Origin of the sequence: Desulfosporosinus sp. FKB, assembly GCF_002196705.1 — a bacterium.
Taxonomy (GTDB): Bacteria; Bacillota; Desulfitobacteriia; order Desulfitobacteriales; family Desulfitobacteriaceae; genus Desulfosporosinus.
In genome coordinates, this window is the sequence record NZ_NADJ01000038.1 from 144010 (window position 1) to 157839 (window position 13830).

At 38.9% G+C, this 13830-nt stretch carries 12 protein-coding genes and 1 pseudogene; 4 read left to right on the plus strand and 9 right to left on the minus strand.

All coding sequences use genetic code 11. The features are described from left to right. Positions 1 to 165: 165 nt before the first annotated feature. Together B5Y67_RS17195 and B5Y67_RS17200 are read right to left on the minus strand one after the other, a co-directional pair. On the minus strand, positions 166 to 1053 hold the full coding sequence (locus B5Y67_RS17195) for a GNAT family N-acetyltransferase (protein ID WP_088227649.1): 888 nt from the start codon (positions 1051 to 1053) through the stop codon (positions 166 to 168). Between the two features lie 40 nt (positions 1054 to 1093). Beyond that, complete coding sequence (locus tag B5Y67_RS17200; RefSeq protein ID WP_088227650.1) at positions 1094 to 1996, minus strand: DUF2156 domain-containing protein; 903 nt, start codon at positions 1994 to 1996, stop codon at positions 1094 to 1096. Positions 1997 to 2387: 391 nt separating this feature from the next. Here B5Y67_RS17200 and B5Y67_RS17205 point away from each other — a divergent pair, with 391 nt between their 5' ends. Further along, the gene (locus B5Y67_RS17205; RefSeq protein ID WP_088227651.1) at positions 2388 to 3878 is read left to right on the plus strand and encodes a B12-binding domain-containing radical SAM protein; all 1491 of its coding nucleotides are present in this window, start codon (positions 2388 to 2390) and stop codon (positions 3876 to 3878) included. 299 nt (positions 3879 to 4177) lie between these two features. Here the strand turns inward: B5Y67_RS17205 and B5Y67_RS17210 are convergent, their stop codons facing one another. The 4 genes and pseudogenes from B5Y67_RS17210 to B5Y67_RS17225 all read right to left on the minus strand — a co-directional run. Beyond that, positions 4178 to 4498, minus strand: coding sequence for a hypothetical protein (locus B5Y67_RS17210; protein WP_088227652.1), 321 nt, complete (start codon positions 4496 to 4498; stop codon positions 4178 to 4180). 208 nt (positions 4499 to 4706) lie between these two features. Further along, positions 4707 to 5771 carry a PrpR N-terminal domain-containing protein gene (locus B5Y67_RS17215; protein ID WP_088227653.1) on the minus strand — a complete coding sequence of 355 codons (1065 nt, stop codon included), beginning with the start codon at positions 5769 to 5771 and terminating at the stop codon, positions 4707 to 4709. 328 nt (positions 5772 to 6099) lie between these two features. Further along, positions 6100 to 7581 carry an HlyD family efflux transporter periplasmic adaptor subunit gene (locus B5Y67_RS17220; protein ID WP_088227654.1) on the minus strand — a complete coding sequence of 494 codons (1482 nt, stop codon included), beginning with the start codon at positions 7579 to 7581 and terminating at the stop codon, positions 6100 to 6102. 312 nt (positions 7582 to 7893) lie between these two features. Next, positions 7894 to 8643 (minus strand): annotated as a pseudogene (locus tag B5Y67_RS17225) (alcohol dehydrogenase catalytic domain-containing protein); the annotation flags it as partial. Between the two features lie 75 nt (positions 8644 to 8718). Here B5Y67_RS17225 and B5Y67_RS17230 point away from each other — a divergent pair. Continuing rightward, entirely contained in the window at positions 8719 to 8988 is a 270-nt protein-coding gene (locus B5Y67_RS17230; RefSeq protein WP_088227655.1) for a hypothetical protein, read from the plus strand. A 130-nt stretch (positions 8989 to 9118) separates the two neighbouring features. Then, the gene (locus B5Y67_RS17235; RefSeq protein WP_242976022.1) at positions 9119 to 10291 is read left to right on the plus strand and encodes an amidohydrolase; all 1173 of its coding nucleotides are present in this window, start codon (positions 9119 to 9121) and stop codon (positions 10289 to 10291) included. 239 nt (positions 10292 to 10530) lie between these two features. Here the strand turns inward: B5Y67_RS17235 and B5Y67_RS17240 are convergent, their stop codons facing one another. Further along, positions 10531 to 10806, minus strand: coding sequence for a hypothetical protein (locus B5Y67_RS17240; protein ID WP_088227656.1), 276 nt, complete (start codon positions 10804 to 10806; stop codon positions 10531 to 10533). Between the two features lie 386 nt (positions 10807 to 11192). On the opposite strand from B5Y67_RS17240, the gene B5Y67_RS17245 reads away from it, so the two are divergent. Further along, positions 11193 to 12086 (plus strand): metallophosphoesterase, encoded by an 894-nt coding sequence (locus B5Y67_RS17245; RefSeq protein ID WP_088227657.1) that lies wholly within the window; start codon positions 11193 to 11195, stop codon positions 12084 to 12086. A 487-nt stretch (positions 12087 to 12573) separates the two neighbouring features. Here B5Y67_RS17245 and B5Y67_RS17250 read toward each other — a convergent pair whose 3' ends face one another. After that, entirely contained in the window at positions 12574 to 13065 is a 492-nt protein-coding gene (locus B5Y67_RS17250) for a DUF5698 domain-containing protein (protein WP_088227658.1), read from the minus strand. Between the two features lie 246 nt (positions 13066 to 13311). After that, positions 13312 to 13713, minus strand: coding sequence for a hypothetical protein (locus B5Y67_RS17255; RefSeq protein WP_088227659.1), 402 nt, complete (start codon positions 13711 to 13713; stop codon positions 13312 to 13314). Positions 13714 to 13830 lie beyond the last annotated feature (117 nt).

The following is a 13830-nucleotide window of genomic DNA, read 5'->3' on the forward strand; positions in this document are numbered from 1 at the left end:
TTATTTCAATATTCGCCAAAGAAGTATCAATTCCTTTGTTCAATTTAAAATAATTTTTAACTAGTATATATTAATGCAAAAACCTCCATTCCGCGAACTCGTGAAGGAGGTTTTTGCATAACCACAAAAAACGCCCAACCATTTCGACTGGTTGGACGTTTTTATCTAATCAAAGGCTAATCCCAGATATCCGGAATTCTCCTGAGAACTAGTCCCTTCAAATTCTTCAGGTGCTTTAATCATTCCAAAAGGCCGCACAATTCCTTCTAAATATTTACCAAAGCGGGGATGGGTGCGCAGAACATATTCATCTGCCGGTATTTCCCGAACCAGCTGTTTAATAGCTATGGTCATTAAATCTGCTGGAATTAAGATCTCTTTAATTATTACCTTCACAGGACTTAGTCTTTCAACCGCTAAACATCCCTCAATTTCTCCAATATCTAGAGCATAAATGTCTGCTCCCGAGAGTTGAGACAGTTTTTTTTGATAGACAATGTCCTCATCACAGTACGAAATATAGAAACTGCCCTGAAGTTGATGGTTCCTGCGGCGATTATAATCCTCAGGGGTGATAGGGTAAATAAGACACTCGCCCTGTTGATAAACCGGTAAGGTATCTACACTGCTGTAATTCAGTTGGGTCTCCTTAATATAGAATCCATTACGGAATCCCAGCTTACGGTAAAAATCAAAAAGTTTTAGATTCGCCGGAACCAACACAAAAACCTCAGCCTTACAAGGTTTAAGATATTGGCAGCTATAGTCAATTAACTTCGAAGCCAGACCTTGATTCTGGTATTCCGGAGCTGTCGCGATAGCGTAGAGCATGGCGGTATTGTAGCTATGATGATCAGAAATCGCGGTTTTAACCGGCATCATCGTGAGCATTGCCAATATTTCCCTGTCATCAAGCATAACAGCTGTTTCATCTGCCTTATACCTATTGGTAAAAAAGAAATTAATATAACGTTCAGGATCTCCAAAACAGAGTTTCCATATTTCTTTTTGTTGTTGTTCCTCACCGATCTCGGCCAACCGCATTTTATGCATCGAACTTTGATCTCCACCTGACTGTCAATAAAATTTTCCCTTACTCTTGAAAATAAGTACCCCGATATTTTTCTTCCATTTTGTCTGGATGATAGGACAGTTTCGCTTTTCTTAACCCTTCAACACCCATATCTTCTTCACGATTTACATATACCAAATCAGGGTATTTCTCCTTAATAGTCGCTGCAAACTCATGATTGATCATTTGATAAGCCCCAGGAATATAACCAAATGCCTTTTCAACATGAATAACATACGTATCTGAATTGAGTTTTTCCCCCATTGTATAGGCGATTACTTTGCCCTCTAACCGAATTAGTCCGCCTTCTAAACCCAGTTCGGTAAAATTTTTGAAGCAACGACGGACTGCGCAGTTTTCCTCAGCAATACTCCCTTCGTCGCAAGGATTAATTTTACACCATTCTTTATTCATTTCCCAACAATCAGAAAGGTTATCTAAGGTAATTTTTTCAAAAGCCCAGTCCTGATTTTCCTTCTTGAATCTATTAATATAATTTCGTTTTGAGTGAAGAGAATTGCCCGCAAGAGAAACAAGCTTGTCTAGAAAATAAACATAATCGAAACTATCGCGCATCTCACGATATTCAAATTGCTCAGGATACAAGGAATTTAGCTGTTTAACATTCTCAGGGGAAAGCCCGGCTAAAACAAATTCATGTCCGCAGGAAACAGCATCCTGCTTCATTGCCTGCAATACGTTCATAAGGTTTCCTGAACCAGCAGGATAAAAATAATAAGGTAAATCATCCATAACTCCCTTGACCACCAGAAAACCATCTACCTGTGCAACACGATAGTGATAGATTTTTGACCAAGTAAATATATTGGTAAAGTTCTGATGGCATCCACTCAAGTCAGCTACAGTAAGAAGTGGTTCTATCCATTTTTTGTAATTTAAATCTGCATCTTTAAAGTCAATCATATTCTCTCCGCCAATCTGTCTTAGTTCATCTTAATCGACCAAAATATACTATACCACATCTTACAAAATTCCCTTAGCGGAATTTAAAAAAAGTCACAGTTTCACTTTACAGTACCTAAAATATAGTTTCTTGCGAGTTCCACTGGTCTTCGGATACTACTTTAGTATTCCCCATACCTTAGTTCAAATAGACGCCCTCCCAAATGTAACATCAATATAACGTTTACCATAATATCGAATAAGTAATTAATATTTTATATTTATGCCATTTTTTTGCATTTCGTTTTGATTAGGTTTATAATCAATAAAAAAATAAACCCTAAAGCTAATAAACTTGCGTATTTCATTGTTTATATACCAAATAATTTTATTGTACAGAAGGGAGTTAGCTATGAAAATACTGTTTGTTTACCCGCAATACCCTGTGACATATTGGGGATTTCAGTATGCCTTGAAATTTGTATCAAAGAAGGCTAGCTTTCCACCTCTTGGACTGGCTACTATTGCTGCCATGTTTCCGGATGATGATGAAAAGCGCCTGATTGATATGAATGTAACCACACTAAAAGATAAAGATTTATTGTGGGCAGATTATGTAATGCTTAGTGCCATGGCCGTCCAGAGAGAATCAACGAGAGAAGTAATTGATCGCTGTAAAGCTCTCGGTATAAAAACAGTCGCTGGCGGACCTCTATTTACCTCAGAACCTGAAGTCTTTGATGATGTTGATCATCTTTTATTAAATGAGGGTGAGCTTACCATCCCCCAATTTATCCATGACCTTAAAGAGAATAAAGCACAACATATTTATACGTCAGATCAATGGGCAGATCTGCGTGAAACTCCTGTACCTTTATGGAAACTTATCAATCAAAAAAGGTATTCAACGATGAACATTCAATATTCACGCGGTTGTCCTTTTAACTGCGATTTTTGTAATGTAACCAGCTTATTTGGGCATGTACCCCGAACAAAGGACGCCCCGCAATTAATTAAAGAGTTAAACGCCCTTTATGAATCCGGTTGGCGTGGCGGAGTCTTTTTTGTCGATGATAATTTTATTGGCAATAAGCGAAAGCTTATGAAGGATATTCTTCCATCCCTAATAAACTGGATGAGAGAAAAAAACTATCCATTTGCCTTTTTAACTGAAACCTCAATCAACCTTGCTGATGACGATACCTTAATGGAGATGATGGTTAAAGCCGGTTTTAATACCGTATTTATTGGCATCGAATCTCCCAATGAAAGCAGTTTAGCCGAGTGTAACAAAGTACAAAACAAAAACAGAGACTTAATATCAAGTGTGAAAAAGATCCAACACTCTGGTCTACAAGTCCATGGCGGCTTCATTGTTGGTTTCGACAATGACAATAGTACGATCTTCGATAACGTTATTGATTTTATCCAACAAAGCGGGATCGCTGCTGCTATGGTGGGGTTGTTAAACGCGCCTAAGGGAACTAATTTGTATCAGCGTTTAGCGGGTGAAGGCAGATTATTAAAAGGTTTTACAGGAGATAATACAGATTTTAGTATGAATTTTATTCCCAAGATGGATCGGGAAACTCTGGTCAAAGGATATCATAGAATTGTAAACACTATCTATTCTCCGAGTCGTTACTATGAAAGAATCCTTGTATTTTTGCAGGAGTACAAACCTATTGCCTCCACTACAGGCCCTTTAAGTTTCAATCATATTTTAGCCTTTTTAAAATCGATCATTCGCTTAGGGATTATTGAGAAAGAGAGGCGATATTATTGGCGCCTTATTTTCTGGTCACTAATTAAACGCCCTCAAGTCTTCCCTTTAGCGATCACTCTATCTATTTACGGTTATCATTTCCGCAAAGTGTTTGAAAATGCGGCTTTAGAGAGCTAATAGTGAACTCGTTCAGCTAAAGCTGAACATCGGGGCTTCGGTGACGAAAGCGCCAAGCCCATAAAAATGCTATCGCGCTGAAGGATGGACTCTACCCCCGCCGAAGCAAGGTATGGAACCACTCCCACTTGTAGAAGTGGGAGTCCTACGATTGGATCAAAGCTTCATTTTCAAGTTAGTTCTCAAATTGACCTTAATTGTAAGCTCAAAAGGTTCTGCTGCGATACAACTTTCGAAAAAGATAGTGAATAAAAAATAGCCCAAGAGGCGCTATTAACGCCTTTTGGGCTATTTTCCTGTTAGAACATCTCCCGGTCAACTTCTTCACAGAATTGAGACAGAAGAAACCTAAAATTATTTTCAGGTTCATTATAATCAAAAAGATAGATGTCTTCACGAATTTTTACTAAATCATTGGCTAATATTGTGCCTCTAATTAGAATCCAGGTCAGTCCATCTCGCAAAAGTAGATATTTAATTTTTTCATTTCTTGGGTCCTGAAAAACTAAGTGATTAGTTCGAATATCCTTAGATGTATAAATGAGATTCATTAAAATTTCCCTAATATTGTTATCAATCTCTAAAGATTTAAGGCTATCTTCCCTTAGTTCTTCCAACATTATTTGTTTTTATCCTCCCTTATGAATAAGTCACATTCAGTATTACCCCATCTCTCAATATATTACTATTATTTTCTGTTTTAACGAAAAAATACAAAACTATTATAGGATTTTTAACAAAAACCTCATTGGAAGAGCATGAAAAAAAGCCCGGCAATATACCGGACTTTTGATTACAATGAATTTCGTCGTTTCACTTCCCCAATTATTAAGACGCGGAGGTTAACTTTTCCCCTAACATTTTAAGACTATCTAACTTCTGAGACAAATCTTGAGTGGCCGTTGCTTGCTCTTTAGTTATCACATTACTCTGCTCGACATTTTTTTGTACGCGAATGACCGAATCGCGAAATTTTTTAAGCATCTCATCAATATCTTTAGCTGACTTATTGCTCTCCACGGCCAGTTTACGTACCTCCTCAGCCACTACCGAGAAACCCCGTCCGTGTTCCCCTACACGAGCAGCCTCAATAGCAGCGTTAAGTCCCAATAAGTTCGTTTGCTGGGCCACGCGTCGAATAACTTCTAATATCTCAGAAATACCATTAACCTCCTGAGTGGCGATTTGGGCGATGTTAAAGGATTCTTCGCTGGAAGCAGCTAGTTCCTCCGAAGAAGCCGCTAATTCCTCAACAAAAGAAGCTGATTGCTCCAGTTCTGAATAAAGTTCAGTTAACACCTGCTCGTATCGTAGTGTTTTCTCACGCTCTCGTTCCGAGACTTGAGCTATTTTTAAGGCCTCGGTTATAGCACGCTTTACTGCCAATTGATCCGATTCAAGAAGGTCCAGCATATATCCGCCCTGTTCCTTGGCCGCCGTATATCCGCCTTTGTCACCAGTAATAGCTTTAACACCAATTCTGCTTAGTTGTTCTAGTATTTTGGGAATTTCCTTAAGGGTAGTCCATGGCCTGACATATATTGTCGTTTCACCGACAACGAAATCCGAATCATCCATATCATCTAGAAATCCTTTATGAGCCACCACTCCCACTTTTGCAGCTCCACCAACAATCAAACGCTGAACTGCCTCCAACATCTCACCAATAGTCATAGTCAATCCAACAACAGGCTTATCGGTATGTTTTTTTAAGAGGTCAACCATAAGGCCTCTGCTGATCATAACATCCGCTTGAGGGTTCGCCCTAACTACCTCTGGGCCTCGATCAAAGCCTACAACTTCGATAGGAAACGATAAATTGAGCTCATGCATCACCTGTTCCGCTACTTGAGCCATATCAGGCGTCAAAGCTACAAAAAAAATGGATTTCATTATTTTGTTTTCCCCTCCTTAGAACTTGGCTTTTCCTCTTTTTCAGGATTTTTTGGGCGAACATTTATAAATTAAACCGGAGCAATAATAATAACACCGGAGCATTTCTTAATGAGTTCTTATACCTCTAGATTTCATCTGTATAATTCTACTTCTATCAACAAATATCCTGCATTCGTTACAAAATCTGCAAAATGTTTAAATGCTCGAGCCAGCCATTCACTGGACTTTGATCTTCACAATAATAGCCCCGGCAAACTGCCGGGGCTATTATTGACTGCACCAAGTGACCTCTCTGATCTAACTGTATAATAATTCATCGATGTCCTTAGTTTGGCGGGGGACCGCCGTCACCAGGACCCCCGCCCCCGAAAAGGAGATCTGAACCAGAGCTGGATTTCGTTGTCGTTGAAGCAGAATTAGTTCCCGTAACAACTTCTTGCCCTTCTTTTAAACCGCTCTTGATTTCAACATTCGTTCCATTATCCAGACCAATTACTACTGGAATAAAACGGCTATTCCCTATTGAAGTTCCACCCTTACCGTTACTTGTGCCGGAATCACTTTGCCCGGAGTCAACATTAAAACCTCCGGGAACCATGACGCCTGTCTGATTCCCGGAGGTTTTAAGAGCCTCGCTGGGAACAGTTAAAACATTCGTTGCTTGAGCTGCTATGATCTCCACATTGGCATTCATTCCTGCTCTCAGCAGATCACTGTTGTTATCGACTGTCGCTTTGAGCTCATAGGTTGTAACGTTCTGGGTAGTTGAGCCTTCTAAAGCAACGGAATTCACTGTTCCGCTGATATGCTGATTTGGATAAGAATCCAGGGTAATATCCACTTTTTGCCCAACTTTACACTGGGTAATATCTGCTTGATCTATCGAAGCATCGACCTCAAGTTTGTCCCCCGTAGGTGTAAGGGTGATTATGGAATTCGAATCCGAATCTTGACCCAGCTCAAGAGGGCAGCTAATAATCACAGCATCCACCGGTGCAACAATGGAGGCATTATTTAAATCTGCCTGGGCGCTGGCTAATTGCGCCTGGGCAATCTGAATATTCGCTTGTGCCGATCTGATATCTGCTTCGTTAGGTCCTTTGGTTTGTTGGTCTACTTGATACTGGGCAGAAGTAACGTCGGCTTCCGCGGCTGCTAACGCTTTTTCAGCCCCCCCATTCTGGAGATTCTTTGCAGAGGTCAGAGAACTCAGCGCCGAATTCAAGGAAGTCTGAGCAGATTGTATCGATGAGGAATCGCCGCTCAACTGTGCTTTCGCTAAATTGTCACTAGCAGCTTTTATATTATTCTGGGCAAGTGTGACCTGGTTTTCTAAATAACCAGGTTCGACATTTTGCTTCGCTGCAGTTAAACTTTGTTCTGCTTTGGCTAAGGCAGCCATAGCTTGAGCGCGTGTATTTTCATTATAAGAATCTTCAAGACTCTGGAGTTTTGACTTGGCCGTAGTCACATTGGCCTGGGCTTGTAAAACAGATGTCTTCAGTTTCGTTTCATCAATTTTAGCCAGAACTTGTCCTGCCTTAACCGTATCTCCCTCTTTAACATTCAGTTCCACGATTTTTCCCGCCGTAGAAGAATTATCTGTAGGAAATGTCAAAGTAATGGCATGCTGGTAATTAACGGTTCCGGTCGCCTTAATTGCTTTTGTAATATTTCCTATTTTAGCCTTGGTGGTCGTTACCGAAGCTGTTACCGGTTTAACTATAAAACGGTTATAGGCCCAATAACCTCCTCCTGATAAAAGGAGAAAACCCATTACCCCAACTGTCATCCATTTTTTGTTCATACTTTCTTCCCTTTCCAAACTGATAAGACGATGAAACGCTGTTATGTAACTTTAGTAGCAATTATTCCTCTCGCCTTAAAGTACTACATTCAGATGAAATTCAGCTGAATCATTGCTGAATTCTGGCTGAAATATCTAGTATTTCATAAAGTTTCACTTCAGAGCGATTTATGGTAATGATATTCTAAAAACTCTTGAAATAATCTGTATGTATCGAGACTATGAACTTATCGATCTTTAGTGAATAAAAAAACCTGAAAGGCGTTAAAATGCGTCCTCTCAGGGCAATCTTGTTTATTTCAATTCTTTGAATTAAGATTTCAACACAACTTTGATGCAGTTCTCAAGCTTTTGATCAAATAGTTCGTAAGCCTTTTCGCCTTCAGTTAGTGACATTCGATGAGTTATTATATCTGTTGCATCAAACTCATTCTTGATGATCATATCTAAAATACGATCTATATACGAATGTGCGGGACATTGGCCCATTTTTAAGGTAACATTTCTGGAAAAGAAATCTCCAAAGGGGAAATTATTATATCTCGCTCCATAGACACCAACCACAGATATTGTTCCCCCCTTACGGACTGCCTGTGAGGCAATTTCAAGGGCCGATTTTGAGCCTCCTTGAATCTTTAATAGTGTTTCTAATTTTTCAACTGAAGACATTTCCCCGTCCGTCCCAACACAATCAATAACTACGTCCGCTCTGCCATGGGTTATTTCTTTAATGTATTCTCAGGTATTCTGCCTGACCGCCGTCATAGCCGCCCATTAGCTCGCTATAGCCCAAAATGCCGCCTATTTCACCATGATCATTTGAATTATCGCATTGGCTCCACAGCCCATACATACAGTACCAACAGTACCCGCAAGCCACTGGAAAAGGCACTATTACTCGATCGCCCTTTCTAACTTTTTTGACATCGCTCCCTATTTCTTCAACAACGCCCATAGCTTCATGACCAATAATAAATCCTTTGGGCATTTTGGGGATACGTCCGCGTAATAGATGTAAATCCGAACCACAAATGGTCGTGAAGTAACTTTAATTATTATGTCATAAGATGGGCAATGAACAAATTTCAGGAACCTTGTTCACTCAAATCCATAAATTGAAGTAAGGGGTTGATAAGAATGACGGAAGAAATCCGATGTGTCCATTGCGATAAAAAAAGCAATCAGGATCAATGGTTTATTACGACTGCTTATGCTTTAACCATGAGCATTGAAGAGGTTGCCAATCGAGATAAGCCAATCTTAGTATATTTTTGTCCCAATTGTGGTTTGCCCAATACACGAATAAAAGAGGACCAGCAAGTAATGCCAGCGGAGGAAGACATCGAAGCAATCAATGACGAAGCAATCAAATTAAGCAATAACACGTCAGATTTTGAGAGTGAGTGAACCCAAGATTAATTATGTCAAGCAAATGACGCTGAAAGCGTCTTTTGTGTTTTCAATCTTTATATCTGTATAATTTCATAATCTCATAATTATTAAGACAAACTAAAACTACGAAAGGAGGTATGGTTATTTGGACTCACTGCTTCTTAAAAATTGTCTGATTTTAGAACAGCATGGAAAAACCGTACATAAGGACATTTTAATCGAGATGGGTAAGATATCATCTCTGGAAGAGGGTCTATCCTCTGCCGATTGTTCTTCAATAATTGATGTTCAAGAGCAATATGTTTTGCCTGGATTTATTGACTGCCATACTCATTTAGGAATTATTGAAGAATGCACCGGAAAAATCGGAGTCGACAATAACGAAACCTCCAATGCGGTTACCCCCAATCTTCGAGGCATCGATGCAGTCAACCCTCTGGATGTGTCTTTTAAAGACGCTGTTAAATCTGGGGTTACAACAGTTATGGTGGGACCAGGGAGTAATAATGTTGTAGGTGGCCTCTCTTTAGCGATAAAAACATCAGGACGCATCATTGATCAAATGGTCATAAAAAGCCCGGTTGGCTTAAAAATTGCCCTGGGCGAAAATCCAATCAGTACTTATGGCATCGAAAGTAAATGCCCAGTTACGAGAATGGGAACGGCTGCTTTAATCAGGGAACTATTTATGCGAACAGAAGATTATCGAGAGTTAAAGCAACTAGGCAAAATTAACTATCGAGATCCCCGTCTTGAGGCGGTTATTCCTGTCCTTCAAGGTGAAATTCCTTTACGGGCCCATGCTCATAGAGCTGACGATATTGTTACCGCTATACGTATTGCTGAAGAATTCAAAATTCATAAACTCGTTATTGAACATGGAACCGAAGCTGATTTAGTCGAAGACTATCTTAAAGAACGCAAAATACCAGTAGCTTTTGGCCCTATGTTAACACCGCGAATTAAAATGGAATTAAAAAGCCGAAATTACAAGACTGCCATTAATCTGGTTAATGCCGGCATAAAAGTTGCTCTAATTACTGATCATCCCTATAATTCCATAGACCAATTGCGCACTATTGCTTCTTTGAGTATCGCTGAAGGCTTGAATCCTTCCGAAGCACTGCGTGCTCTTACTTCGAACCCCGCAGAAATTTTAGAATGCGGTCAGCAAATCGGAGCTATTAAAATAGGCTATGATGCTGATTTGGTCGTCTTTGACGGAGATCCATTTAATCTTAACTCCAAAGTCATCTATACATTTGTTAATGGCCAACTGGCATATTCAAAAAACGGGAAACCGTCTTTCAAAGTTTAGCTTTTAAGGAGTTTTCAATATGGTATTACGATGTCCAAAATGCAACAGTCAAAAGTATTATTATACCTATATTAACCAGCGAGAAATTGTGCTTTGTAGATGCTGCGGATATTGGGAATCATTGTCTTTAGATGACTGGGAGAAATTAAGTGATTCTTAATTTTCTTTACTTATAACCTAAGTACAACTCCTTTTCCGATACTCATATAAAGTTTCCAGCGTTTCTAAGGGTTAGGAGGTTACTCCTCCGGGATAATTTTAGCTCGGTCAAAAGCCAAACGTTTCTTTATATCCATGATCTCTTCCGAAATCGTTGCCAAGCTATTAGCGCAGGTTTCATTGTGGGTTTGCATCTTTTTTAAGGAAGAAGATTTTAAATCCTGTCGCTTTTGAACCTTCTTTCTGTCAAAGTGATACATCGTTTCCCGCTGTCCTTGACGAGAATCGTCAAGCCTGATCTTTCGAGCTGGGCGAATGCTGCTTATAGGCTTTATTTCCTCTACATGTTCGTCCAAGTGATATCACTTCCTCTTCTTATGTATCTAGAGCCGTTAAATATATTTCTTGACAAAATTACCCACTGAAATTAATAGATAACTTTTTAACCATTTTATCATTATCCTACAGCTTTACTCTAGATAAAGATAGTCGCTGCTCATCGCTATCTTCTTTTTCAGGCTCTTAACATTAAATCTTCAGCGTCAGAAGAGTAAACGTTAATCGCTTATGTTCAGACTATTTTTTTAATACGAGTAATTCTCTGCAAAAAGGGTGTATTTAAGGGCACCCTTTTTATCTGCATCCAATATATTAGATTATAAACCAGCTGCTGCTTGTGTCTTGTTGCTTAAATTAGTTAATTAAAAAAGTAACAATTTATTAGGTGAACGAGGAGGCTGACATGGATAAGTTAGAACTTATTTCAAAAATATTTCAAACAGCAGAAGAGATTCCTTTTGACAACTCCTCAAAAATTATTCTAATGAGTGACATCCATCGAGGAGACGGAAGTTGGGCTGATGATTTTTCTAAAAACCAAAATGTATATTACGCTGCTTTAAACCATTACTACCATGAAAACTATACCTACATCGAAGTTGGTGATGGTGACGAGCTCTGGAAAAATAATAAACTAACCGACATCATTAATGTACATAATGATACTTTTCTGCTCCTCTCTAAATTTTACAATGAGGGCCGTCTTTATATGATTTGGGGAAATCACGATATCGTTAAACAATCCGAGAATTATGTATTCAATAACTTATATCAATACTTCGATGAACAAGAAAAAAAGTCTATTCCCTTATTTCAGGATCTAAAACTACATGAGGGGTTAATTTTAAGACATCAAGAAACAAATCAGAAGATCCTCTTAATTCATGGTCACCAGGTAAATATTATGGATTATGAGCTCTGGAGATTATCCCGATTTCTCGTAAGATATTTATGGAAACACCTCGAGTTATTTGGTATGAATGACCCCACAAGTACTGCAAAAAATTATGAGAAAAAGGAAGATGTAGATAAAGCACTGATTGAATGGGTAACTTTAAATAAACATCCGCTTATTGCCGGGCATACTCATAGGCCAATGTTCCCGGAGGTAGGCGGCCCTCCCTATTTTAATGACGGAAGCTGTGTCCATCCGCGAAGTATCACGGGTATCGAAATCAATGATGGATCAATAGCGCTTATCAAATGGAGTGTCAAAACTAAGGACGACGGAACATTATTTATCGCTAAAGAGTTTCTGGAAGGGCCAAGAAAGTTATCCGACTTTCAATATTCCTAAGGACAATTAATCGCAAATTCCCATTATGTATAATTTACTTCCGATTTAATTGGTTTATAACGGCGTCGGATGTTATAAGGCCAGAGAAACACCGGACAGTAAATATGGTATCAATCTACTGGTGTATATTGATACCATATAGATAAGATCTGCAGATTCATGATTTTAAGATCAGCAAATTTGAGATGAGAAAGGTCCATTAAAGGTGATTACCACCACCGTCGCCCTAAGTCCGGATAACACCCGCACCCAAAACCGGCGCCATATGGTCCTCCCCAATAATTTAGCCAGTATGGCCACGTCCATACAAGACCCAAAGTTGGCATTTTCCACCTCCCAATCATTACGATAGTCTCCATTGCGAAATAGGCTCGACTCAGTAATAGCATATTCACAAGGTTGGTTTTAGGTTAATAAATATCTTTTTCCATTCTAATACCGGAAGTCCGTGAGGCTAAAATGTTCGCCTCATAGTTCCCTTGAACAGCTATCTCTTCATATCTTTGACATCCATACTTACAACATAGGCAGTGGGATCAAACTCCTGAATAAGCTTTGTTAATTCTCTAAACTGTTTTTTCTTAACGATAAGTATCAGTTGAGACTTTTCTGAGCCATTCATTCCATATCCTTTAGCCGTTGTTACAGCGAATCCCTGTTCTCTCAGGGTATCTGCCAAACTCCACTCATCGTGATTTGCAACAACTAAGACATAAATACTATCCCGCGATAATTTATCATCTATTATCATGCCAATATAGTTGCCTGCTGCATATCCGCAGGCATAAAAAATCAGCACTGTCGGATGCATAACGTATTTAAACGCCTGAGATGCTCCCAAGGTATAAACAATAATTTCCACAAAGGCAATGAGTGAAACAATATATTTTTTGCCTCTTATCATTGACTTCAGACGAAGGGTATCTAAGGAAACGTCTATAATTCGGGCAAAAAATATCAAAACTCCTAAAATTACCAACGATATCACCTCTATCTATCATTTTTATCTTAATACTATTTAACCAGTAACCACTAATAATTCTATGACCTAAACTAATTCAATCATACATACTCTTTTCACGAAAAAAATTCCTTTCACCGCCGCAATATTACTGCCGGGAACTCCCTCCGCTCGATTGCCGACTTCAAAAATAACATTGATTAGTTAAATAATATCCTATTACAAAAATTCAAAAGCCACAACCTTTTTAGGTGTGGCTTATCATCACGCTGTAGTGCGTATCGCTCTTTTCTTTTCAAACTCCGCCCATCGTTCTTCCATTGACATTGCTCGAGTCTTCTTTCCTTTAGGACCATTATTATCGGTTTCTTGTTTACTGGAATCGAGTTCTGCTTCAGAGATCTCCGCTAGGCACGTTTCTTCTTTAGACCTCCCTGCAATTTCTTCTTTGGATTCTTCTATTTCTGCCACCACCCGTGCAATTCTGGCGCTTGTTTCTCTTATCCGCTCATCAATCATACTTTCCTTTCTTACATAACTAAGAATTTTTCTCTGTAGTAAAACAATCACTGTTATTAGTACTAAAATGGACAGACCTTCAAGTAATTCAAATAAATTAACCTGAAAACTGATCCTGCGACAAGATTCAAGTATTTGATTAACCATATGCTTTTAAGTCCACCTCAATCCTAATGTAAGTGTTAATATCATAGATACCAGAAGGAACATTTTAAATCTTATTTTCTATAAACAATCAAAAATCACCTTCCAATATATTGTAAT